18 protein-coding genes and 2 pseudogenes are annotated in these 22788 nt (G+C 71.3%); 11 read left to right on the top strand and 9 right to left on the bottom strand.

The features are described from left to right. The first annotated feature begins 37 nt into the window (after nt 1–37). Nucleotides 38–487, top strand: a complete 450-nt coding sequence (locus ACIBN2_RS04765; protein ID WP_399132684.1) for an avidin/streptavidin family protein — start codon at nt 38–40, stop codon at nt 485–487. Between the two features lie 96 nt (nt 488–583). On the opposite strand, the gene ACIBN2_RS04770 is transcribed toward ACIBN2_RS04765, so the two are convergent. From ACIBN2_RS04770 to ACIBN2_RS04780, 3 genes are all read right to left on the bottom strand, one after another. After that, a complete protein-coding gene (locus tag ACIBN2_RS04770) occupies nt 584–1636 on the bottom strand; it encodes a class I fructose-bisphosphate aldolase (protein WP_399132685.1) in 1053 nt (350 codons plus the stop codon). 60 nt (nt 1637–1696) lie between these two features. Beyond that, entirely contained in the window at nt 1697–2722 is a 1026-nt protein-coding gene (locus tag ACIBN2_RS04775; protein ID WP_399132686.1) for a 6-phosphofructokinase, read from the bottom strand. A 187-nt stretch (nt 2723–2909) separates the two neighbouring features. Beyond that, nucleotides 2910–3584 (bottom strand): CBS domain-containing protein, encoded by a 675-nt coding sequence (locus tag ACIBN2_RS04780; protein WP_399132687.1) that lies wholly within the window; start codon nt 3582–3584, stop codon nt 2910–2912. A gap of 235 nt (nt 3585–3819) precedes the next feature. Here ACIBN2_RS04780 and ACIBN2_RS04785 point away from each other — a divergent pair, with 235 nt between their 5' ends. Then, nucleotides 3820–4056, top strand: a complete 237-nt coding sequence (locus ACIBN2_RS04785) for a DUF1918 domain-containing protein (protein ID WP_399132890.1) — start codon at nt 3820–3822, stop codon at nt 4054–4056. Between the two features lie 60 nt (nt 4057–4116). Here ACIBN2_RS04785 and ACIBN2_RS04790 read toward each other — a convergent pair whose 3' ends face one another. Then, nucleotides 4117–5271, bottom strand: coding sequence for an ABC transporter ATP-binding protein (locus ACIBN2_RS04790; protein ID WP_399132688.1), 1155 nt, complete (start codon nt 5269–5271; stop codon nt 4117–4119). A 159-nt stretch (nt 5272–5430) separates the two neighbouring features. On the opposite strand from ACIBN2_RS04790, the gene ACIBN2_RS04795 reads away from it, so the two are divergent. From ACIBN2_RS04795 to ACIBN2_RS04805, 3 genes and pseudogenes are all read left to right on the top strand, one after another. Continuing rightward, complete coding sequence (locus ACIBN2_RS04795) at nt 5431–6171, top strand: hypothetical protein (protein WP_399132689.1); 741 nt, start codon at nt 5431–5433, stop codon at nt 6169–6171. Nucleotides 6172–6173: 2 nt separating this feature from the next. Then, nucleotides 6174–8339 (top strand): annotated as a pseudogene (locus ACIBN2_RS04800) (glycosyltransferase); the annotation flags it as partial. Nucleotides 8340–8405: 66 nt separating this feature from the next. Next, nucleotides 8406–9461, top strand: a pseudogene (locus ACIBN2_RS04805) (acyltransferase); the annotation flags it as partial. 61 nt (nt 9462–9522) lie between these two features. Here ACIBN2_RS04805 and ACIBN2_RS04810 read toward each other — a convergent pair. Further along, on the bottom strand, nt 9523–9783 hold the full coding sequence (locus ACIBN2_RS04810; protein WP_399132690.1) for a DUF1876 domain-containing protein: 261 nt from the start codon (nt 9781–9783) through the stop codon (nt 9523–9525). 530 nt (nt 9784–10313) lie between these two features. Here ACIBN2_RS04810 and ACIBN2_RS04815 point away from each other — a divergent pair. Next, on the top strand, nt 10314–11303 hold the full coding sequence (locus ACIBN2_RS04815; RefSeq protein ID WP_399132691.1) for a CapA family protein: 990 nt from the start codon (nt 10314–10316) through the stop codon (nt 11301–11303). 21 nt (nt 11304–11324) lie between these two features. On the opposite strand, the gene pflA is transcribed toward ACIBN2_RS04815, so the two are convergent. From pflA to ACIBN2_RS04830, 3 genes are all read right to left on the bottom strand, one after another. After that, nucleotides 11325–12071 carry a pyruvate formate-lyase-activating protein gene (gene pflA / locus ACIBN2_RS04820; protein WP_399132891.1) on the bottom strand — a complete coding sequence of 249 codons (747 nt, stop codon included), beginning with the start codon at nt 12069–12071 and terminating at the stop codon, nt 11325–11327. Beyond that, complete coding sequence (gene pflB / locus ACIBN2_RS04825; protein WP_399132692.1) at nt 12062–14320, bottom strand: formate C-acetyltransferase; 2259 nt, start codon at nt 14318–14320, stop codon at nt 12062–12064. The genes pflA and pflB overlap by 10 nt, the downstream gene beginning before the upstream one ends. Nucleotides 14321–14580: 260 nt before the next feature. Continuing rightward, nucleotides 14581–15213 (bottom strand): hypothetical protein, encoded by a 633-nt coding sequence (locus ACIBN2_RS04830; RefSeq protein WP_399132693.1) that lies wholly within the window; start codon nt 15211–15213, stop codon nt 14581–14583. 282 nt (nt 15214–15495) lie between these two features. Here ACIBN2_RS04830 and ACIBN2_RS04835 point away from each other — a divergent pair, with 282 nt between their 5' ends. The 5 genes from ACIBN2_RS04835 (at nt 15496) to ACIBN2_RS04855 (ending at nt 20676) form a co-directional block, all read left to right on the top strand. After that, complete coding sequence (locus ACIBN2_RS04835; RefSeq protein WP_399132694.1) at nt 15496–16131, top strand: dihydrofolate reductase family protein; 636 nt, start codon at nt 15496–15498, stop codon at nt 16129–16131. 122 nt (nt 16132–16253) lie between these two features. Beyond that, nucleotides 16254–19136 carry an ATP-binding protein gene (locus tag ACIBN2_RS04840; RefSeq protein ID WP_399132695.1) on the top strand — a complete coding sequence of 961 codons (2883 nt, stop codon included), beginning with the start codon at nt 16254–16256 and terminating at the stop codon, nt 19134–19136. A gap of 43 nt (nt 19137–19179) precedes the next feature. Further along, on the top strand, nt 19180–19677 hold the full coding sequence (locus ACIBN2_RS04845) for a hypothetical protein (RefSeq protein WP_399132696.1): 498 nt from the start codon (nt 19180–19182) through the stop codon (nt 19675–19677). A gap of 7 nt (nt 19678–19684) precedes the next feature. Further along, the gene (locus tag ACIBN2_RS04850; protein WP_399132697.1) at nt 19685–20362 is read left to right on the top strand and encodes a hypothetical protein; all 678 of its coding nucleotides are present in this window, start codon (nt 19685–19687) and stop codon (nt 20360–20362) included. Beyond that, nucleotides 20347–20676, top strand: coding sequence for a hypothetical protein (locus tag ACIBN2_RS04855; protein WP_399132698.1), 330 nt, complete (start codon nt 20347–20349; stop codon nt 20674–20676). Before ACIBN2_RS04850 ends, ACIBN2_RS04855 begins: the two co-directional genes overlap by 16 nt. Before the next feature lie 91 nt (nt 20677–20767). Here ACIBN2_RS04855 and ACIBN2_RS04860 read toward each other — a convergent pair whose 3' ends face one another. Next, nucleotides 20768–22741: an N-acetylmuramoyl-L-alanine amidase gene (locus ACIBN2_RS04860; RefSeq protein ID WP_399132699.1), complete on the bottom strand. Its 1974-nt coding sequence runs from the start codon at nt 22739–22741 to the stop codon at nt 20768–20770. Nucleotides 22742–22788: the final 47 nt, after the last annotated feature.

A 22788-nucleotide genomic window follows, 5' to 3' on the forward strand; every position in this document is an offset into this window, starting at 1 on the left:
CGCCGGCGGCCCAAGCCGAACCAAGGAGGAGCGAGCGATGAGCATCACCGGAGACTGGTACAACGAGTTCGGCTCGCACATGCGGATCACGGCCGACCCCACCGGCTGCATCCGGGGCACCTATGAGTCGCACGCCGGGCACGCGGTGGGGGCCTACCCGCTGGTCGGCCGTTACGAGACGGCTGCTTTCCCGGACCACGGGACCCCGCTCGGGTGGACCGTGGCCTGGCGCAACGGGAAGACCGACGCCTGCTCGGTGACCAGCTGGAGCGGCCAGTACTACGCGGACGACGGGGAGCAGCTCTGTGTCACCTGGCTGCTCACGGCCTCCGCGATCGCGGCCAACACCTGGGAGGCCACGGCCGTCGGGCAGGACGTCTTCACCCGTCAGCCGCCCAGCAGGGAAGAGGCCGAGCGGCGCCTGCGGCACGCCGGGGCCACCTCTCACCCGCTTTCCGTCAGCCTCGACGAGGTGACGCCGGTGTGAGGTGCGGACGTAACCGGACCGCCGCCGGCGGTGGACGCGGGAACGCGGTCCCGGAAGTGACCGGGACCGCGTTCCCGCGTCTCGTCGTACCGTCCGTCAGGCGATCGTGATGCCGTCGTCCAGGTAGACGTCCTGTACGGCGTGGAGGAGTTCGACGCCCTCGCGGGTCGGCCGCTGGAAGGCCTTGCGGCCGGTGATGAGACCGGTGCCGCCGGCCCGCTTGTTGATGACCGCCGTCCTCACGGCCTGAGCGAGGTCGTCCTGGCCGGCCGAGGCGCCACCGCTGTTGATCAGTCCGACCCGGCCCATGTAGCAGCTGGCCACCTGCCAGCGGGTGAGGTCGATCGGGTGGTCGGTGGTCAGCTCGCTGTACAGGAGCGGGTGGGTCTTGCCGAAGTCCAGCGCGCGGTAGCCGCCGTTGTTCTCCGGTTGCTTCTGCTTGACGATGTCGGCCTCGATCGTCACGCCGAGGTGGTTGGCCTGGCCGGTGAGGTCGGCCGACACGGCGTAGTCCACGCCGTCCTTCTTGAACGCGGAGTTGCGCAGGTAGCACCACAGCACGGTGAACATGCCCAGTTCGTGCGCCTTGGCGAAGGCCTCGCTGACCTCCCGCAGCTGGCGGTCCGACTGTTCGGAGCCGAAGTAGACGGTGGCGCCGACGCCCGCCGCGCCGAGGTCGAAGCACTGCCGGACGTTGCCGAACATGACCTGGTCGTAGTGGTTCGGGTAGGTCAGCAGCTCGTTGTGGTTGAGCTTCACGATGAAGGGGATGCGGTGCGCGTAGCGCCGCGAGACGGAGCCGAGCACGCCCAGTGTGCTGGCGACCGCGTTGCAGCCGCCCTCGAGGGCGAGTTCGACGATGTTCTTCGGGTCGAGGTAGCGGGGGTTGGGCGCGAACGCCGATGCCGCGGAGTGCTCGATGCCCTGGTCGACCGGCAGGATCGACACGTACCCCGTGCCGGCCAGGCGGCCGTGGTCGAAGAGGGACTGCAGGTTGCGCAGCACCCGGGGCGGGCGGTCCGTCGCGGCCACGACCCGGTCGACGAAGTCATAACCCGGCAGTACCAGGTCCTCCTTGGGGATCCCCAGGGAGGTGTGGGTCATCAGGTCCTTGGCGTCGTCGCCCAGCAGCGACTGGATGTCGGTCATCGTTCCTCCCGAGAGTGGCCGGTGGCGGTCGTGCCGCACACCGGCCCACGATGGTGCGGATCAGCCGAAGAACACCTCGAACTCGTCGTACAGCGACGGGTCCACCACCTTTGTCCTGCCCCTGGTCTCGTCGAGGGGGATCCGGACGATCTCGGTGCCGTGCAGGGCCACCATCGTGCCGAAGTCTCCGTCCTTGACCGCGTCGACGGCGTGCAGCCCGAACCGGGTGGCCAGCCACCGGTCGAAGGCGCTCGGCGTGCCGCCTCGCTGGACGTGGCCGAGGACCGTGGTGCGGGCGTCCGTGCCGGTGCGTTGCGAGATCTCCTGGGCCAGCCACTCGCCGATGCCGGACAGGTGCACATGGCCGTACTCGTCCAGCGTCCGGTCCTGGAGGATCATGTGTCCCTCTTTGGGGAGGGCTCCCTCGGCGGCGACGACGATCGGCGCGTAGTTGATCTTGAAGCGGTCCTTCACCCACGCACAGACCTGGTCGATGTCGAACGGCTGCTCCGGGATGAGGATCACGTTGGCGCCGCCGGCGATGCCGGCGTGCAGGGCGATCCATCCGGAGTGCCGGCCCATGACCTCCACCACGAGGGTGCGCATGTGCGACTCGGCGGTGGTGTGGAGGCGGTCGATGGCTTCCGTGGCGATGCCGACCGCGGTGTCGAAGCCGAAGGTGTAGTCGGTGCCGGCCACGTCGTTGTCGATGGTCTTGGGTACGCCGACCAGCGGTACGCCCTGACGGCTCAGCTCGGTGGCCGCGCCGAGGGTGTCCTCCCCGCCGATCACGACGAGCGCGTCGATGCCGCGGGCGGCCAGGTTGTCCTTGATACGCCGCACGCCGTCCTCGTGCTTGAACGGATTGGTCCGGGAGGAGCCGAGGATGGTGCCGCCGCGCGGCAGAATGCCCCGTACGGCGGCGATGTCCAGTGGCACCACCTCGTCCCGGAGCGCGCCGAGCCAGCCGTCGCGCAGGCCGACGAATTCGAAGCCGTACTCCTGGGTGCCCTTGCGGACGACGCTGCGGATCACGGCGTTGAGACCGGGGCAGTCCCCGCCACCGGTCAGTACTCCGATCTTCATGGCCGCCTCCCGACCGTAGGGAACCTGGAGAGCATGCGTCTCCGCTTCCATCATGGGCGCCGGTGCCCCCGGCGGCGACCTGCCTTGGGACCCGCGATCGAGGACCTTCGGCCCCATGACCGCGAGCTGGCTCTGCCCGATCTCGTGCGGCAGCCGCCGGGTGTCACCGAGGAACGGCGCGCGGTGCTCAGGCCGTGCCGGCAGACGTCCGGGAGGCGTCGACCCGGTAGCCGATGTGCGCCTGGACCGAGACCACGCCGTCGACGTCCCGGCACAGCCGTTCGACGATCGGGATCAGACTGGGCACCTCCACGGTTCCCCTGAGGGTCACCTGCCCCTCGCGCACCTCCGCGGTCACGTCCGAGGGAGCGAGGCCCAGCGTCCGTCGCAGTACGTCATGCTCGATCTCGTCGCGGATGGCGTCGTCCCGGCGCAGGAAGATCCGCAGCAGGTCACCGCGGCTGACGATGCCCTTCAGCCGGTCCGCCTCGTCCACGACGGGCAGCCGCTTGACGTTCCTGAGGGCCATCATCCGGGCCGCCTCGACCACGGTCCACTCCGGACGTGCGCACACGGCGGGCGCCGACATCAGCTCCTCGGCGCGGGCGCCTTCGGCCTTGGCCCGCTCCCATGCCTCCAGATGAGGAACCGGAGTGGCGCTGGACGGATCGGTCCGGGCGGAGCACTTGCGCAGCAGATCCGCCTCGGACACCACGCCCAGCGGGTGGTCCAGTTCGTCCACCACGGGCACGGCGGTGATGCCGTTCTCCGCCAGCAGCTCGACGATCTCCTTGAACGGTGTGTCGCGCCGGGCCCTGACGACAGCGTGCGTCATCAGGTCGGCGACAGTGCGGTGCTGCATGTCGTGCCTCCTTTCCCGGTGGGGCGGCCGTCGGACTTGCAGCCGACGGCCCCACCTTTCAAGCGTGTCAGGAACCAGTCGTCCGATGGAGAGCCCCCAAGCACCTGTTGAGGGGCCGAACGGCCCGGCGAGCGGGCCGTTCGGCCCCCTCGGAGGGGGGTCTCGAGCCCAAGCGGCAGCCCGCCACGCGTGCGACGTTGAGTACAGGAGCAGTTCGAGGAAGCGAGTGGAGACCATGCGAGCCCACATCGGTGACGTACTTGTAGTCGAAAGCCCGACCACCGGAACCACCAGGCGTGACGGCGAGATCGTCGGCCTGCGTCACGAGGACGGATCGCCCCCGTACGAGGTGTGCTGGTCGGACACGCACGAGGTGACGCTCGTGTTCCCGGGGCCCGACGCGCATGTCCGTCGTGTCGAGCGGCACCCCGGCGTTCCGGCCACCGAGCGCCACACGGGCGGTACAGCCTGACAACGCGGAGATGCACGCCGTCCCGGCCCGGCCGTGAGGCACGGGCCGGGACGGCGTCCGTCACCGGGTCGCGTCCTGCGGAAGGTGCACGCGGATCGAGGTCGTGTCCTGCACCTGGCCGAACCGTGCGCCGGTCACCGCCGAGAAGCAGTGGACGCCGTCCGGGCGTACGGTGACGCGCAGTTGCGCGCCCTTGTCCTGGGTGGGCCGTCCCGGGAGGCGCACGACCACCGGGGCGAGCTCCTGGCCGACCTTTGCGGTCGCGTGCAGGTAGGCGACGGCGCCGGTGTCCTCCACCGTGTCCACCTCGAGCTCCAGCCCGGGGGTCTCCAGGTCCTGTGGCGAGAGGACGTCGAACCGCTCGGGGCGGACGCCGAGCGTGACCTCCGTGGCGCCCTCGGCACCGGCGGCCAACAGTGTCTCTCGGGGCAACGGCACGAGCAGTCCGCCCAGTTGGACCCCCTCCGTGGTGAACGGGAGCCGGAAGAGATTCATCGCGGGCGACCCTATGAAGCCGCCGACGAAGGTGTTGGCGGGGCGTTCGAAGACGTCCTTGGGCGTGCCCACCTGTTGCAGCACCCCGTCCTTGAGTACGGCGAGCCGGTCGCCCATGGTCATGGCCTCGACCTGGTCGTGGGTGACGTAGACGGTGGTGGTGCCCAGGCGGCGCTGCAGTACGGCGATCTGGGTCCGGGTCTGCACCCGCAGCTTGGCGTCCAGGTTGGACAGCGGCTCGTCCATCAGGAAGACGCGCGGCTCACGGACGATGGCCCGGCCCATGGCGACCCGCTGCCGTTGGCCCCCTGAAAGCGATTTGGGCTTGCGGTCCAGGTAGTCCCCGAGGTCCAGGATGGCGGCCGCCTCCTCCACCTGCCGCCGGACGCGCGCCTTGGGCATACGGGCGATCTTCAGGGCGAAGCCCATGTTGGCCGCCGTCGTCATGTGCGGGTACAGCGCGTAGTTCTGGAACACCATCGCGATGTCGCGGTCCTTGGGCGGCAGGTGGGTGACATCGCGGTCGCCGATGCGGATCGCCCCGGAGTCGACCTCCTCGAGCCCGGCGAGCATCCGCAGGCTGGTGGACTTGCCGCAGCCGGACGGCCCGACCAGCACCATGAACTCACCGTCGGCGATCCGGAGATCGAGCTCGCTGACGGCCGGCCGGTCCATCCCGGCGAAGCGGCGTGTTGCCTTGTCGAAGATGACGGACGCCATGGCCTACCCCTCCCCGAAACGTCTCCTGCTGCCAGGCTGGAGCGGTCGGCGTGCCGCCGGGAGGACCCGGTCGACCCGCATTGTGTGCCGCTCGGCCTCTTGGGGATTTCCGTTTCCCGATGGAAGCTGAAAGGGACAAAAGGGCGTGAAGGGGGCGTCATGCTTCGTCCGCATGTGAAGCTGCCCCGGCCCGGGCATCCGGGCAGTGGAGAGGCGAACACCGACACAGTGCGCTTGATCCCGCCGGAAGCGGCACCCGCCGCCGGGGGAGAGGCGGGCCGCGATCCCGTCTTCGTCGACACCAGCGGGCGCCGCGGCCTGCGGATGCGGCGCCTCGCCTACACGGCGGGCGCGCTGTGCGCCGCGTACACCGGCGTGCTGGTGCTCAGCTTCCTGGGCGCGACACCGTTCGCCCCGCGGACCGTGCTGCCCGTGCCGGGCCTGCCCTCCGAGAAGCCCGGCACCGTTCAGGAGCCGCCGGGCCGGCAGCCCGGTGCGTCCGTCGGACCCGGGTCCGGTGGCGCGTCCCTGTCGCCCTCCGGCATCCCGCGGCCGTCCAGCTCACCGACCGACCCCGCAACCCGCGGCCAGGATCCCTCCCATCCCGCGCAGGACTCCGGCGCACCGACCGGGCCCACGGGCGCCACCACACCGACCGGCTCCCCGCCCGCCTCTCCCGGAACCAGCCCGGCCTCCCCCGGCACCAGCCCGCCGGCCTCCGGCAGCCCGTCGGGAACCGGCACCACGGCGCCGGTCACCCCCTCGGGGGCCGCGTCGAGCCCGGCGGCTCAGACTTCCGGCGGCGCACCGAACGGGTCGAGCCTTTCGCCGAGCAGCGGTGAGGCGGCGCCCGGTGCCGGAGCGCCGTCCGCCACCAGCGGCGCCTCGCAGGGATCCTGACCATGTCCGCCCCGCCGTCGAGGCGCTCCACGAAACCCCGGCGTGACCGCCGCCGCACCGCCTCGCGCCCACGGATAGTCTCCCTGCTCGTCGTCCTGACGATGGTCGCGGGAATCCTGCTGCTGCACGGCTACACGCACGGGGAGTTCGCCGCCGACCACCGCGTCCACCCGCCGGTGTCGGCCGACCATGTGCCGCAGGCGGTGCTGGACGGCGGACCGGTGATCGACACCACGGGGTCCCGGACGCGCAGCCACCGAATCCCCGACCACACCATCGCGCTGACCTTCGACGACGGCCCCGATCCCAAGTGGACCCCGCAGATCCTGGACGTGCTCGACCGCTACGACGTCAAGGGCACCTTCTTCGTCATCGGTGCGGCGACCGCCCGGCAGCCGGGTCTCGTGCGGCGGACGGCCGACGCCGGCCACGAGATCGGCGTGCACACCTTCACCCACCCCGACCTGGAGTACCAGTCGGCGTCCCGGACGGACCGTGAACTGGCGCAGACCCAGCTGGCGTTGGCCGGAGCGGCCGGCATCCACAGCTCGCTGGTACGCCCGCCGTACTCGTCCCACGCCGCGGACCTGGACGACCTGTCCTGGCCGGTGGTCCAGCAGCTCGGGCAGAAGGGGTACATCACCTCGCTCGTCGACATCGACACCGAGGATTGGCAGCGGCCGGGCGCGGCCGCCATCGCCGAAAACGTCACGGGGAGGCTGACCGGCCAGGGAGCCGTGGTGCTGCTCCACGACGCCGGCGGCGACCGCTCCCAGACCGTGGCCGCGCTGAACGTCCTCATTCCCGAACTCAAGGCCCACGGCTACCGGTTCACCACGATCACCGGGGCACTCGACGCGGGCAGCGCCCAGCCGGTCTCCGGCGCCGAGCTGTGGAGCGGACGGGTCTTCGTGGCGGCGGTGACCGTCGGCGACCGGCTGGTGCCCGCGCTGGCCGTGCTGATGGCCGCGGTAGGTGCGCTGATGCTGCTGCGCTTCGGGGCCATGCTGGTGCTCGCCCGCCGCCACGCCCGAGGGCGCCGGGACCCGAACTTCTCCTGGGGACCGGAGATCACCGAACCGGTCAGCGTGGTGATCCCCGCCTACAACGAGGCAAAGTGCATCGCGCAGACCGTGCTCTCCGTCGTCAAGAGCGAGCATCCGGTCGAGACCGTCGTGGTGGACGACGGCTCCACCGACGGCACGGTCGAGGTCGTACGGTCACTCGCTCTGCCCGGCGTCACCGTCCTGCGCCAGCCCAACCGGGGCAAGGCGGCCGCCCTCAACAACGGTGTCGCGCACGCGTCGCACCCGCTCGTGGTGACGATGGACGGCGACACCGTCTTCGAGCCGGACACCGTGCACCATCTGGTGCAGCCCTTCGCCGACCGACGCGTCGGCGCCGTGGCCGGCAACACGAAGGTCGGCAACCGCGGCCGTCTACTGGGTACTTGGCAGCACCTCGAGTACGTGATGGGCCTCAACCTCGACCGCCGTATGTACGACGTCCTCGGCTGCATCCCCACCGTGCCCGGGGCCGCCGGCGCCTACCGCCGCAGCGCCCTGCGACACGTGGGCGGGCTGAGCGACGACACCCTCGCCGAGGACACCGACCTCACCATGGCCCTGCACCGGGCGGGCTGGCACGTCGTGTACGAGGAGCGGGCCCGCGCCTGGACCGAGGCGCCGGCCACCGTCGGACAGTTGTGGAAGCAGCGCTACCGCTGGAGCTACGGCACGCTCCAGGCGATGTGGAAACACCGCCACGCCGTCGTCGAGCGGGGACACGGCGGCCACTTCGGCCGCTACGGCCTGGCTTTGGTGGTGGTGTTCACCGTTTTCATCCCGCTGCTGGCCCCGCTCATCGACCTGTTCCTGCTGTACGGGCTGCTGTTCCAGGACCCGTTGCGCACGGCGCTCGCCTGGAGCGCGCTGGTCGCCGTACAACTGCTGTGCGCCTCCTACGCACTACGGCTGGACGGCGAGAAGCAGCGTGCGCTGTGGGCGCTGCCGCTGCAGCAGCTGTTCTACCGCCAGCTCCTCTACACGGTGCTGCTCCAGTCGTGCACCACCGCGCTCACCGGCGCCCGGCTGCGCTGGCACAAGCTGCGCCGGACCGGCCGGGCGACCGCGCCGGCACCGCCTGGTGCGCCGCCCGCTCCGGCGCCGGTGCTGGTCGCCGCCGACCCGGCCGTGCCGCGGCCGCCCGCCAAAAGCGGCCGCAACCTCTATCTGGACTTCCTGCGCGCCGTCGCACTGGTCCGCGTGGTGACGTACCACACCTTCAACTGGGCCTGGCTCACCCTCGCCTTCCCCGCGATGGGTGTGATGTTCGCGCTGGCCGGCTCGCTGATGGCCCGCTCCCTCGACCGCGGCGACCGCTCCGCCGCGGCGGTGGTGCGCGCCCGGCTGCGGCGGCTGCTGCCCCCGGTCTGGCTGTTCGGCCTGGTCGTCGTCACCGCGATGCTGCTGACGGGCTGGCGCCCGGACGAGGGCGGTGGTTCGAAGGCCGCCGCGTGGGCGCGGATGGCGCTGTGGATCGTGCCGGTGGGCGAGCCCCCGTTCGCTCCCACCGACTGGGCCTGGCAGATCGTGGCGCCGCTCTGGTACATCCGCGCCTACCTGCTGTTCGTGATCCTCTCGCCGCTGCTGCTGCGCGGATTCCGCCGGGCTCCGTGGGTGGCGGTCGCGTCCTTCCTCGTCCTGGCCGCGCTGGCGCAGAGCGAGTTGCTGCCGCTGCCGGCCCGCGTGGCGGAGCCGTTCACCGACCTCGTCACCTTCGGAGCCTGCTGGCTGCTGGGGTTCGCGCACCACGACGGACTCGTACGGCGGCTGCCGGTGGCCCGTGTGACGGCGGTGGCCGTGGCCCTCCTTGCCGTGGGCGGGGGATTCGCCTTCACCCACCAGACCGAGGAGGGCTACGACCTCGGAGCGATCCCGCTCGGCCAGGCGCTGTGGTCCTTCGGCTTCGTCCTTCTGCTGCTGCGGTTCGGACCGGGCGGAGACCGCTGGGTGCGGCGCTACCGGCCCGTGCACACGGGTGTGGTCCTGCTCAACGCCCGTGCCGTGACGGTCTATCTCTGGCACGAAGTCGCGCTGGTGCTCGGCGTCGTGCTCATCGACCAGATGTGGCGGGTGCCGGCGCTGGAGAACTCGCTGCCCCTGGGCGCGACCTGGTTCCTGTATGTGATGGCCTGGCCGCTGATCGCCCTGGCGGTCGTCCTGGTCGGCTGGTGCGAGGACAGAGCGGCCCGGCGCCCGGTACGCCTGTGGCCGGGACCGGACCGCTAGCCAACTGCCGCCTCAGGCAGGCCAGTTCATCCGACGACGAATCGGCGGGGAGCCCGGCGTGTCACCGCTCGAGCGGACCGGCCAGCTGGACGATGTCGTCGGCGGCGACGTCGTGCAGCCGGATGGCCAGATCCTCCAGTGCACGGCTGGCGGCGAGTTCGTCACCGATCTCGGGGATGGGGCGGTCGATCGGGTTGCGCCGGGAAACACCCCTGCCCGTGACGGTCGACGTGTCCCGGGTGGTCAGGACGGCACGCGCGCGCGTCTCGTCGTCGTTCTCGGTGAGATAGATCTGCACAGTCCACTGCTTGGCTTCCATCATGATCACTTCCGCGGAGAGCGGGGAAGCGGGGCGGCCTCCCCACTCCTCAGCGTGTGCCGGTGCCCGGAAGCCGTACAGAGTCGAACGGCCCATCCGAACGGTACGGCGTCCGTACCGGCCCGCCAGGCGGACACGGCGTGCCTACGCGGCCTCGCAGCTGGGCCGTAGGGCCGGTCGGTCCTCAGGATCGAGCCGCTCGGCCCCTGCGCGCTCCCCGCCTGCGGTGCGAGGGTGAGAAATGAGCCCGTGAGGCGCGGGCGACGGGTGCCTCCTCGGAGGGCGCCGTCGCCGTCGTCCCGCTCGGACCGGTCAGGGTGGCGGCCCGAGCGGGGCGCGGCGCGCCTCGCGGGCGGGCCCGTGATCGGCCGAGGGCGCAGGTCGGTGGCGACGAGGGGCCGGAAGCCCTTCACCACGGGCTCCTCGGCCCTCCCGGCGGCGCGCCGGCGAGGGCGACACTGAGGTGTTCGGGCCCACCACACGCCGGCGTCCCGCGACCCGCGGTCCGGCAGCCCACGAGGAGGCGGAAGGCCATGGCCGTCACCATCGCTCTCGCCGGAGACACCATGCTGGGCCGAGGAGTCGCGGAGGCGCTGGGGCACCGGAGGCCGCGTCCCCTGTTCACGTCCGCGGTGCACAAGGCCGCTGCGGCGGCCGATCTCTTCCTGCTGAACCTCGAATGCTGCGTCTCGGACCGGGGCGAGCCCGTCGACGTGCCCGGCAAGCCCTTCTTCTTCCGGGCCCCGCCCCGTGCGGCGGACGTGCTGGCCGATCTCGGCGTGGGCGCGGTGTTCCTGGCCAACAATCACGCCCTGGACTACGGCCCGGACGCCCTCTTCGACACCTTCGGGCACCTGGCCCGGGCGGGCATCCGCAGTGTGGGCGCCGGTGCGTCGGCCGCGGCGGCCCGTGCCCCGCTCGTCGTGGAGGCAGGCGGGCTGCGCATCGGGATTCTGGCGGTGACGGACCATCCGGCCGAGTACGCCGCGGGCATCCACCGGCCGGGCGTCGCGTTCGCCGACCTTCGCAAGGAGGAGGCACCCCGGTGGCTCACGGACGCGATCAGTACCTTGGCCGAGCAGACCGATCTCGTCCTGGTGAGCGTGCACTGGGGCCCGAACATGACGCTTCGCCCCGTGCCCCACGTACGGCGCGCCGCCGTCGAGCTCACGGCCGCCGGAGCCGACCTCGTCGTCGGGCACTCCGCACACGTCTTCCACGGCTTCACCCGCGAGGTCCTCTTCGACCTGGGCGACTTCGTCGACGACTACGCCGTCCACCCCGCCCTGCGCAACGATCTGGGTCTGCTCTGGCTGGTCACCCTGGACCGGTCCGGCGTCCGGAACACCGAGGCGGTGCCCATCGCCCTGGACTTGTGCCACACCCGCCTCGCCGACCGGGCCGAGTACGCCTGGACCGCCGACCGGCTCACCCGCGTCTGCGCCGAACTCGGCACGCGCGTCTGCGACGAGAACGACCGGCTGGCCGTCCACTGGCCCCGGCAGACGGCGCGAGCGAGCTGACCGCGCCCGCCGCACCGCCGGTCAGTGAGCCGTCACGCCCTGCGCGCGGAACCGCTCCCGTATCCGCTCGACCGAAGCATGTGGCGGGCTCGGGGTGTCGCGCAGGGGGAACGGCAGACCGAGGGCCTCGTACTTCGCGGCGCCCAGTTTGTGGAACGGCAGCACCTCCACCCGCTCGACCGAGCTGAGACCCGCGACGAAGCGGCCCAGGGCGTCGACGTGCTGGGGCTGGTCGGTCCATCCGGGGACCAGGACGTATCGGATCCACATCCGCACACCGAGCCGGTCGAGACGAGTGGCGAAGTTCAGGGTGGGGGAGAGCTCGCCGCCCGTCAGGCGCCGGTAGGTCGTGATGTCGAAGGACTTGATGTCCAGCAGGACCAGGTCGGTGTGGGCCAGCAGGTCGTCGCGGGCGCGGGCGCCGAGGAAGCCGGAGGTGTCGAGGGCCGTGTGCAGGCCGGCTTCCTTGCAGCGGCGCAGGATCTCGCCGGTGAAGGCGGGCTGCAGCAGAGGCTCGCCGCCCGTGACGGTCACTCCGCCGCCCGCCATGGTGATGAACGCCCGGTACTTCTCGATCTCCTCCATCACCTCGTCGACGCTCGCCACCCGGCCGTCCCGCATGTGCCAGGTGTCGGGGTTGGCGCAGTACAGGCAGCGCAGCGGGCAGCCGGAGACGAACAGGACGAACCGGGTCCCGGGGCCGTCCACGCCGGTGGACAGGTCCCAGGAGTGGATCCGGCCGGTCGCTGTCGTGGTGCTCACAGCGATCCGTGGAAGGTACGGCTGATCACGTCGAGCTGCTGCTCGCGGGTCAGCCGGACGAAGTTGACGGCGTATCCGGAGACCCGGATCGTCAACTCCGGGTAGTTCTCCGGGTGTTCCATGGCGTCCTCCAGCGTGGCACGGTCGAGGACGTTCACGTTCATGTGGAAACCCCCCGCTGCCGTGTAGGCGTCGAGGATGCCGACCAGGTACCCGGCACGCTCCGCCGGATCGTGGCCCAGTCCCTCGGGGGTGACGGTGGTGGTCAGGGAAATGCCGTCGCGGGCCTGTGCGTAGGGCAGTTTGGCCACCGAGAGGGCCGAGGCGGCCACCCCGTGCCGGTCCCGGCCGTTCATCGGGTTGGCACCGGGCGCGAAGGGCTGTCCGGCACGGCGCCCGTCGGGTGTGTTTCCGGTGTGCTTGCCGTAGACGACGTTCGAAGTGATCGTCAGCACGGACTGGGTGTGCTCGGCGTCCCGATAGGTGGGGTGCTCGCGCACTTTCGCCATGAAGGACTCCACCAGGCCCACGGCGATGCCGTCGGCGCGGTCGTCGTTGTTCCCGTACGCCGGGAAATCGCCCTCCGTGCGGAAGTCGACGGCGAGACCGGTCGCGTCCCGGAACACCTTCACGCGCGCGTACTTGACGGCGGACAGGCTGTCCGCGGCGACCGACAGGCCGGCGATCCCGCACGCCATGAAGCGGTGCACGGGGTGGTCGTGCAGAGCCATCTCGAGGCGTTCGTAGGCGTACTTGTCGTGCATGAAGTGGATGACGTTCAGCGCGTCCACGTACGTCTGCGCCAGCCAGTCCAGGACGCGGTCGTAGGCCGCCGACAGCTCGTCGTAGTCCAGGTACTGCCCGGTCAGAGGGGGCGTCGCGGGAGCGACCTGGTCGCCGGTCATCTCGTCCCGGCCGCCGTTGACGGCGTACAGCAGTGCCTTGGCCAGGTTGACCCGCGCGCCGAAGAACTGCATCTGCTTCCCCACGGCCATCGCCGACACACAGCAGGCGATCGCGGTGTCGTCGCCGGTGCGTGGGCGCATCAGGTCGTCGGACTCGTACTGGACGGCGCTGGTGTCGATCGAGAGCTGGGCGCAGAACTCCTTGAACCCTGCGGGCAGTCGGGTCGACCACAGCACGGTGAGGTTGGGTTCCGGGGCCGGGCCGAGGTTGTAGAGGGTCTGCAGGAAGCGGAAGGAGGTGCGGGTGACCAGAGTCCGTCCGTCGGCGCCCATGCCGCCGATGGACTCGGTCACCCAGGTCGGGTCGCCCGAGAAGAGGGCGTCGTACTCGGGGGTGCGCAGGAACCGTACGATCCGCAGCTTGATCACGAAGTCGTCGATCAGCTCCTGGGCGCCGGACTCGTCGATGAGCCCGTCCGCCAGGTCCCGCTCCAGGTAGACGTCGAGGAACGTCGAGGTGCGGCCCAGGGACATCGCGGCGCCGTTCTGCTCCTTCACGGCGCCGAGATAGCCGAGGTAGAGCCACTGCACGGCCTCCTGAGCGGTGGCGGCGGGGCGGGAGACGTCACAGCCGTACGTCGCCGCCATCCGCGTCAGCTCACCCAACGCCCTTGTCTGTTCGGCGAGTTCCTCGCGATCCCGGATGACGTCGGCGGTGGAGGGGCAGGCGTCCAGCCGGGCCCGCTCGGCCCGCTTCACCTCTATCAGCCGTTCCGTGCCGTACAGCGCCACCCGCCGGTAGTCACCGATGATCCGGCCGCGGCCGTAGGAGTCCGGGAGGCCGGTGATGATGCCCGCCTTGCGGGCGGCGCGCATCTGCGGGGTGTAGGCGTCGAAGACGCCGTCGTTGTGGGTCTTGCGGTAGGTGCCGAAGACCCGCGTCACGAACGGGTCGGGCTCGTAGCCGTAGGCCCTGAGGCTGTTCTCGACCATCCGCAGGCCGCCGTTGGGCATGATCGCGCGCTTGAGCGGGGCGTCCGCCTGGAGTCCGACGATCAGCTCGCGCTCGCGGTCGATGTAGCCGGGGTCGTGCGAGGTGATCGTGGAGGGTGTGGCGGTGTCCACGGCGAGGACACCCCTGCGTCGTTCCTCCGGAAACAGGGCGCTGACCTTCTCCCACACGGTGCGGGTGCGGTCGGTGGGCCCGGCCAGGAAGGAGGCGTCGCCCTCGTAGGGCGTGTAGTTGCTCTGGATGAAGTCGCGCACGTCGACGCGCTCGCGCCAGCCGGATCCCGCGAAGCCTCGCCAGTCACAGGCCGCGCGGTCGTCAGTTGTCACGGTGACGGTCATCGCCGGTTTCCTCCCGTTGCTCGTTCGTGCGCGCAGGCATCGTTCCCTTGTTGATCCTCGTGAACGGTCACGATCTACGGGAGTGCCGATCAGGACCCGCGACCCGGGCCGAACGACCCTGGCCGGGCGGCCCGTACGCACATGCTGTTGGAGGCGGTGACGGTGGGCGGCAGCGACCTGACCTCCATCGGAGTGGGAGGCCGGAACCTGCATGATCACGCCGGCGCCCCGCCGCGGATCGGCGCTCGGCGGTCGGGCCGTCACGTGCCGATCTGCCCTGCCTGGCCCGGTATCAGGACAGCGGCCTGCCAGCCGCCTTCCATTCCCCGTTTGATCTCGTCCTCGTACAGACGCGTCAAGCGCTCGGTCTTGTCCGTCAATTCCACAGCGGCTCGCTGCAGCGACTCGGGCACCTCTCCCACCGACTGTTGCAGTTGGAACCTGACTCCCTCGTCGATAGGGGTGGCATCGCGTCGTACCTCTCCCGGCAGGATCCGGAGGGAAGGGGCGGACAGGTACTGCACCCAGCTGCGCAGCCGTACGGGGACCTGAGGGACGAGAGGCTGCCATTCATGAGGCAGGATGCCCCGAGTCAGCGGATCGAGCTGCGCTCTGATCTCATCGAGCTTGCTCAGGAACCCGGACACCTCGTCGTTCACTCTGCGGAATTCCTCCATGAGCGACGGGGAGGTCTCTATCGCCGCGGTCGTCACTGAAGCCAGCGCTTCTGTGTCCGCATTCCGAACCGAGGCGTGCGCTCCGATTTCCGCACCCTGCACTGCGGCTCTCGACTGCATCCGGGCAACGTAACGGTCGCCCAGCAGGACGATGAATGCGCTGAAGAAACTGCTCCCGAAGCTGATCAGCGCGACCGTCACGCCGGACTCTGCCACGGTCGCCTCCCCCGCGTACCGGAGCCCTGCCGCCCCAGACGTGCTCCCCGACACCGCAAGACAACACAGTCCAGCTTACGTCCCTTCGAGGCTCGGAAACAGGCGGCCCACGACGAGCGGTGCTGCGGAGACGGATGGCATCTCCGGGCGGACACACGGGAATTGGCAGCTCTCCAAGGGAGGTGGGCGCGCCCCGGAGGGTCGCGGGCGCCGCACCGATGAGATCCGTGCCGCGATGCGGTCGTAACGTGAAAGAACCACCGGAGCGATCGGGACGAGGCAATGAAACTGACCACCATGACGCAGGTCACCGTCGACGGAGTGATGCAGGGGAACGGCCACGCGACGGAGGAGGAGCGCAGGAACGGATTCGAGCGCGGCGGATGGGCCATGGGGGTGTTCGACGACGAGACTTTCCGGTTCATCAACCAGACCTACCAGCGTGCGGACGCGTTCCTGTTCGGCCGTCGGACCTACGAGATCTTCGCCCCTTACTGGGGCGGGGAGGAGATGGCCCGGGCCGCAGCCGAGGATCCGGACAGCAACCAGATCGCGGCCGCCCTGAACGCCAAGCCCAAATACCTCGCGTCGACCACGCTCACCGACCCGCAATGGGCCCGCACCACCGCCCTCTCCGGCGACCTCGCGGCGGCGGTCGACGAGCTGAAGGCCAGGCCCGGGGGTGAGCTGCAGGTGCACGGCAGCGGTGCCCTGATCCGCTGGCTGCTCGCCCACGACCTCGTCGACGAGATCACCCTGCTCGTCGTCCCCGTGATCCTCGGCCAGGGCACGCGGCTGTTCCCCGCCACCGGCCCGGACCTCGCCCTCGACCTGGTCGACATGCGAGCCGACTCGAAGGGCGTGGCGATCCAGGTCTACCGGCCCGCCGGCCGCCCCAAATACGCACCGGCCGGTTAGTTCCCGGCAGTAATGCTCACTCCAACTCGCGCGACCCGCCGGAGGCGTACGCTGAGGTGCCTGGAGGTCACGGTGCGCGCTCGCTCCCCGCGCGGGTGCACGACCGTGGCAGGGGGTACGTCATGGGGCAGCGCATCATGCGGACCAGTCGCACCATTTTCGAACGAGAGAGTGAACTCACCGCTGTCGACGAGGCGTTGCGAGAACTGACCGGTCTGCGCAGGGACGGCGCCGAACCCTCCGACCGGCCTCGCGGCGCTCTCCTCGCCTTCGCCGGACGGGCGGGCATCGGCAAGACCACCCTCCTCGCCGAGGTCCGCCGCCGCGCCGCCGCCATGGGCTGCACGGTGCTGTCGGCACGCGGCGGCGACCAGGAGCAGCGAGTCGCCTTCCACGTCGCCCGCCAGCTGCTGCAGCCACACCTGGCCGGTTCCGGCGAGGGAGATCTGCAGACCTCGCTGGGCAGTTGGTACGACATCGTCGGCCCCGCACTCGGCCTGTGCGCCCCGACCGCGGGCGCCCCGCCGGACCAGCAGGGCCTGCGCGACGGCCTCGACTGGGTGCTCACACATCTCGCCGTGCTGCGCGCCCCGATGGTGCTCGTCCTCGACGACGCCCACTGGGCCGACCCCGAATCCCTGGGCTGGCTCGCCGGGTTCGCGCCCCGGGCCGAGCAACTCCCGCTGCTGGTCGTCGTCGCGTACCGCCCCGACGAACTACCCGACCACGCCGAGTCGTTCAGGAGGCTGCCGGGCCGTGCCGGTGGCCGCCCCATCGGCCTGGAGCCGCTGAGCGCCGCCGCCGTCGCCCGCCTCGTCCGGGAGACGCTCGGCGCGCACGCCGACGACGCGTTCTGCCGCGAGTGCTGGGCCGTCACCGGTGGAAACCCTTTCGAGACGGTCGAGTTGATCGCCAAGGTGCGTGACCGCGGCGTCACCCCGACCGAGCCCGGCGCGCACCTGCTGCGCGACCTCGCCGCCGCCGTCAAGGGCAGCGGCCTCGTCGCGCGCCTCGAACGCCTCGGCACCTCCACCGTGCGCTTCGCCTGGGCCTGCGCGGTCCTCGGCACCGAGATCCATCCGCAGCTCGCCGCCGCCGTCGCCGGACTCGGCCACGAGGAGGCCGCCGACGCCGCGGACGCCCTGCGCGGCGCCCGCATCCTCACCGGTGTCGACACCCTCGAGTTCGTCCACCCGCTGATCGCCACCGCCGTCTACCGGGCCATCCAGCCCGGCATCCGGGTCGCGCTGCACGGCCAGGCCGCCTGGTGCCTGATCAACGACGGGCAGGGCCCGTCCGCCGCCGCCCGGCACCTGCTGGAGACGCATCCCGACGGTGACGCCTGGGTCGTCCAGCAACTGCGCGCCGCCGCGGGCGAGACCCTGCGGGCCGGTGCCCCCGACGCCGCGCGCAGCTATCTCGCGCGGGCACTGCGCGAACCCCCGCCCTTCGAGGACCGCGCCGCCGTCCTGTACGAGCTGGGCTCCGCCTCCCTGCTCACCGAGCCGGCGACGACCGTGAACCATCTGCGGGCCGCGCTCGAGGAGCCCATCGCCGACTCCGGTCTGCGCCACAACATCGTCTACCGGCTCTCCCAGGTCCTCGCCCACAGCGACCGTCTCGCGGAGGCGTCCGACCTCCTCGCCCGCGAGGTCCGCGTCACCGTGGACGCCCGGGTCAAGCTGCGCATGGTCGCCGAGCAGTTCATGTGGGACGCCTTCCGCGCCGACGAGCCGGACCACCCCTCCCGCTCGCGGCGGCTCACCAAGCTCGCCGACCGCCTCACGGGCCGCGACCTCACCGAGCGCTACATCATCGGCCTGCGCACCTGGGACGCCGTGCTGCGCGGCGAGCCCTCCCACGTCGCCCTCCACCACGCCGAACGGGCCCTGGCCGGCGGCCTCGGCTGGGCCGAACCCGACCGCGGCTTCGAGGTGCCCGTCCTGGTCGCGCTCGCCTTCATGTACGCCGACCGGCCGGGCCGTACGGAAGAACTCTTCGCCTCCGGCATCGCCGACTACGAACGGCAGGGCTGGCGCGGCGCCCACCTGTCCTTCGCGTACACGCTCCTCGGCTACCTCCGCTACCGCCGCGGCCGGCTCGCCGAGGCCGAGGACTTCGTGCAGGCCGGGCTGCGCCTCGCGGAACGCGTCGGGCCCGGCACGCCCGCCCACTGGTACGCGGTCGGCATCCTGATCGAGGTGCTGCTGGCCCGTGGCCGGGTCGCCGAAGCCGCGTGGACGGGCGAGCGCTACTCCTTCTGCGCGCCCTTCCCGGCCGCCGTCGTCTTCCCCGACGCGCAGACCGTGCACGGCGAGCTCCTGCTCGCCCGCGGTCTCACCAAGGAGGCGGCGGAGGAGCTGGCCGCGGCCGGACGCCGGCTGGAACCGCGCGGCATCCGCAACCCCGCCTGGTGCCCCTGGCAGCTCCATCTGGCCCGGGCCGAGGCCCAGGAGACCCCGGAGCGCGCCGTCGACACCGCCCTCGAAGCGGTCGCCCGCGCCCGCCAGTTCGGCACCCCGTCGGCCGTCGGTCAGGCCCTGCGCACGGCCGCCGAGGTCTCCTCGGGATCGGCCAGGATCAAGTATCTGGAGGAGGCCGTCAGCCACCTCGAACGCTCCCCGGCCGCCTACGAGCTGGCCTGCGCGCTCGTGGCCCTCGGTACCGAGCTGCGCCGTACGGGCCGCCCCGGGGACGCCGCCGAGCACCTCTACCGCGGCCTCGACGCGGCGGTGCAGTGCAGCGCCGACGGCCTGGTCGAGACGGCCCGCGACGAACTGGCCGCGGCGGGCCTGCGGCCCCGCCGTCTGCACAGCACGGAGACGGACACCCTGACCAGCCGCGAGCGGTCGGCCGCGAACCTGGCGGCCCGCGGCCGCACCGATGCCGAGATCGCGCGGGAGCTCCAGGTGGACGAGGCGGCGGCCGTACGGCTGCTCTCGGCGGTCTACCGGAAGATGGGCACGGACAGCACCGGCCTGGCCGTGGCGCTGAAACCTTCCTGACCTCGGCCGCACCACCGCCTCCGGTCCCATTACCATTGGCGGCATGTCGTTCCTCCGCCGCCGCAGCGCGACTCCCGCCGGCCCAGACTTCGACGTGCTGGCCATGGACCCGGGCGACTGGCCCGGCAACCTCGGCGCCGGCCTGCTGCCCGCTCCCGACGGGAGCTGCCAGGGCGTCTTCCTGCGCTACGACCTCTTCGGCGGCCGCGGCCCCGCGATGATCATCGGCAATCTGCCGGAGGGCTCCCCGGCCCGCGAGGTCGCCGAGGGCGAGATCCCCTTCGAGGTGGGCCAGCTGCTGCTCGCGCTGGAGAACGACGAGGAGGTCGGCGTCGTCGGCGTCGACGACATGCCGGTGATGCAGGGCGACAACCTCATGATCGTGCGCCGTCTGAAGCTCTCCGAGAGCCGGATCTCCTGCGTGCAGTTCGACCGCAGCGACAACGTCCTGGTGACGATCGCCGCCTGGGACCGCCCCATCACGGACGACCTGTACGCGCTGCTGAAGCCCTTGCCCGCGGAGCTCTTCCAGCAGGGATGACCCGGCCATGCCCCGGCTCCCCCTCACCTTCGCCTGCGGCGACTACGACCGCACGCGTGCCCTCGAAGAGGGCACGGTCCGCCCCGACGGCATCGAGCTGACGTATCTGCGGCTGCCCGTCGAGGAGACCTTCTTCCGGATGATGCGCCACCAGGAGTTCGAGGTGGCGGAGATGTCCCTGTCCTCGTACGTGGTGTCCCTGCGCGCCGATCCGCCGCCGTTCGTGGCCCTGCCGGTCTTCACCTCGCGCATGTTCCGCCACGGCGCGCTGTACTGCCACGCCGACTCCGGCATCGCCACCCCCGAGGACCTGCGGGGCAAGCGGATCGGCACCCCCGAGTACCAGCTCACCGCCTGCGTGTGGATGCGCGGCATCCTCGGCGACCGGCACGACGTGCCCTTCGACTCGGTCAGCTACCTCACCGGCGGTCAGGAGACCCCGGGACGCATCGAGAAGGCGGGCGTCGACCTGCCGGACTCGCTGCGCATCAGCCGCATCCCCGAGGACCGCACCCTGGGCACATGCTCGCGGAGGGCGAGATCGACGCGCTGTGCACGCCCCGCGTGCCGAGCCCGTTCGTCGCCGGGGACCCGCGCGTACGCCGGGTGTTCCCGGACGTCGTCACCGCCGAGAAGGAGTACTACGCGGCGACCGGCATCTTCCCGGTCATGCACGTCGTCGTGATCCGCCGCGACGTCTACGACCGCCACCGCTGGGTCGCGCAGTCCCTGTACAAGGCGCTGCTGGCCGCCAAGGAGGCCGCGTACGAGAGCCTCTACGACACCTCGGCCCTGCGCTTCATGCTGCCCTGGCTGACCCCCCAACTGGAGGAGGCGCGGTCCCTGATGGGCCGGGACTACTGGTCCTACGGGGTCGACGGCAACCGCGAGACCCTGTCGACGTTCCTGCGCTACCACCGCGAGCAGGGGCTGTCGGCGCGGCAGTGGGAGCCGGAGGAACTGTTCGCCCCGGAGTCGCTGGAGGCGGCCGTCATCTGATAGGGCCGACGCAACGGCCGACGGGAGGACATCACGTCCTTCCCGCCGGCCGGAGTCGTGCGGGCCGACGTCATCGGCCCTGCCGCGGTCGCTACCCCTTCGACGGCATCACCGTCACGTCCGCCGCGCGCACCCACTCGACGCGGTGGCCGTACTGGATCTCGTAGTAGAGGTCCTTGCCCTGCACCACCTTGTGCGAGTCGGTGGTGAAGGTGACCGCGTAGTAGTACTCGCCCGGCACCACGTCACCGACGACGTACTTCTGGCCCTTGGGCAGGGTGTACGGCAGCGGGGACACCGACTGGACGGGCACCCCGGCCGGGTAGGCCGACGCCTCCGGATAGGCGCGCCCGTACACCGGGACGCTGTCCACGCCGGGCTTGGGAGTCACCACGAAGCCGGCCGCGTTCACCGCGGTCGGGTCCTTCTTCGGGTTCTTGAACCACGCCTTCTGGCCGAGGTACCAGATCGCCGTCCAGTCGCCGTAGTGGCCGGCGACCGCGTACTGCTGGCCGGTGGACGCGCGTGAGGCCACGTCGTTGACGTCGATGGTCGAGGCACCGGTGCCGTGCAGACCGACGTCCTTGATCAGCGGGGAGCTCTCGTCGTGGTCGGAGTAGAGCCGCACCTCGCTGCTGCCGTGCGCCGCGCAGGGCTGGCCCTTGGTGACGCAACCGGTGTACTGCGGCTGGTTGGACGCGTAGTCCGGCAGGATCGTCACCAGCCCGCCGCTCCTGCCGGCGGTGCGCTTGAAGGGGTGGCCCAGCAGGTCGAAGTAGTGCCGCCAGTCCCAGTAGGGGCCGGGGTCGGTGTGCATGCCGGGGATGGTCGAGGCCGTCGGCCCCGGCACGTTCTCGTGGCCGAGGATGTGCTGGCGGTCCAGCGGGATGCGGTACTTCGCGGCGAGGTACCTCACCAGCCGCGCCGAGGAGCGGTACATCGCCTCCGTGTACCAGGCGTCCGGCGAGACGAGGAAGCCCTCGTGTTCCAGGCCGATCGACTTGGCGTTGACGTACCAGTTGCCCGCGTGCCAGGCCACGTCCTTGGCCTTCACATGCTGGGCGATGAGCCCGTCCGTGGACCGCAGGGTGTAGTTCCACGACACATAGGTCGGGTCCTGGACCAGGTTGAGTACGCCGTCCCAGGTGCCCTCGGTGTCGTGGATGACGATGTACTTGATGCTCTGCGACGCCGGGCGGTCGCCCAGGTCGTGGTTGCCGTAGTCGTTGTCCCCGAACTCCGCGTACGGCGCCGGGATCCACTCGCAGGACACCGACTTCGGGCACTCGGTGCCCGCGTCCGAGACCGTGCGCAGTCCGGTCCTTCCGATCTGCGCGGTGTCGGGGGCGAGGCCCGGCCGGGCGGCCAGGGCCACCTGCTGCCCCGCGTCCGTGACGCGCTCCTCGCCGGTGCGGATCACGTCGTAGACGTCGTTGGCGTACGCCGCCGCCGTGGCCGTGTCGTCCGCGCCGGAGAAGCGGGCGACCGCGCCGTACCAGTTTGCCGGGTCCGCGCTCAGCGGCTCGCCGAGACCTTTCTGCGCGGCGGCCAGCAGGGCGGCTCCGCCCGCCACGTTCGCCGCGGGGTCCGTACGCAGCCGCTCCTCGCTCAGCCCGGTCAGGCCCGCCGCCTTCGGCAACGTCTTGAGCCGGGCCGGGAGTTGGGAGTCCTTCGGCACCTTCGTGTCCGGGTGCAGGGCGGCGCGGGCCGAGTCGCCACGGGCGTCCTCGGTGCCCTCGCTGTGGTGGGAGGTGGCGGCGAGCGCTGCGCGGGCGTCGGTCAGATGCATCGGGCCGTAGCCGCCGCTCACGCTCGGCGCGCCCGCGTGCGTGTCCCAGCGGGACTGAAGATACGAGACGCCCAGCAGCACGCTCTGCGGCACGTGGTACGTGGCGGACGCCGAGGCGAACGCCGACTGGAGCCGGTCCGCGGAGGAGGACCGGGCGTCGGACGGGGCGGCGCCGAGCAGCGGCAGCAGCAGAGCCGCGGTGGCGAGGGCGCCCGCGGTTCTGCGGGCGCGTCTGTGGCCGGATGCGGACGTGGGGTCGGTGGCGGATCCTCGCAATGCAGCCTCCTGGGACGAACGAGCGTGGCGGGGCGTGCAGGGCCGGG

This window comes from Streptomyces sp. NPDC050534 (assembly GCF_044457745.1).
Taxonomy (GTDB): domain Bacteria; phylum Actinomycetota; class Actinomycetes; order Streptomycetales; family Streptomycetaceae; genus Streptomyces.

Bases quoted from the DNA above. Each gene is read 5' to 3' on its own strand.
- ACIBN2_RS04765 (WP_399132684.1), top strand. From the start codon at position 38: ATGAGCATCACCGGAGACTGGTACAACGAGTTCGGCTCGCACATGCGG.
- ACIBN2_RS04770 (WP_399132685.1), bottom strand. From the start codon at position 1,636: ATGACCGACATCCAGTCGCTGCTGGGCGACGACGCCAAGGACCTGATG.
- ACIBN2_RS04775 (WP_399132686.1), bottom strand. From the start codon at position 2,722: ATGAAGATCGGAGTACTGACCGGTGGCGGGGACTGCCCCGGTCTCAAC.
- ACIBN2_RS04780 (WP_399132687.1), bottom strand. From the start codon at position 3,584: ATGCAGCACCGCACTGTCGCCGACCTGATGACGCACGCTGTCGTCAGG.
- ACIBN2_RS04785 (WP_399132890.1), top strand. From the start codon at position 3,820: ATGCGAGCCCACATCGGTGACGTACTTGTAGTCGAAAGCCCGACCACC.
- ACIBN2_RS04790 (WP_399132688.1), bottom strand. From the start codon at position 5,271: ATGGCGTCCGTCATCTTCGACAAGGCAACACGCCGCTTCGCCGGGATG.
- ACIBN2_RS04795 (WP_399132689.1), top strand. From the start codon at position 5,431: ATGCTTCGTCCGCATGTGAAGCTGCCCCGGCCCGGGCATCCGGGCAGT.
- ACIBN2_RS04810 (WP_399132690.1), bottom strand. From the start codon at position 9,783: ATGATGGAAGCCAAGCAGTGGACTGTGCAGATCTATCTCACCGAGAAC.
- ACIBN2_RS04815 (WP_399132691.1), top strand. From the start codon at position 10,314: ATGGCCGTCACCATCGCTCTCGCCGGAGACACCATGCTGGGCCGAGGA.
- pflB (WP_399132692.1), bottom strand. From the start codon at position 14,320: ATGACCGTCACCGTGACAACTGACGACCGCGCGGCCTGTGACTGGCGA.
- ACIBN2_RS04835 (WP_399132694.1), top strand. From the start codon at position 15,496: ATGAAACTGACCACCATGACGCAGGTCACCGTCGACGGAGTGATGCAG.
- ACIBN2_RS04840 (WP_399132695.1), top strand. From the start codon at position 16,254: ATGGGGCAGCGCATCATGCGGACCAGTCGCACCATTTTCGAACGAGAG.
- ACIBN2_RS04845 (WP_399132696.1), top strand. From the start codon at position 19,180: ATGTCGTTCCTCCGCCGCCGCAGCGCGACTCCCGCCGGCCCAGACTTC.
- ACIBN2_RS04850 (WP_399132697.1), top strand. From the start codon at position 19,685: ATGCCCCGGCTCCCCCTCACCTTCGCCTGCGGCGACTACGACCGCACG.
- ACIBN2_RS04855 (WP_399132698.1), top strand. From the start codon at position 20,347: ATGCACGTCGTCGTGATCCGCCGCGACGTCTACGACCGCCACCGCTGG.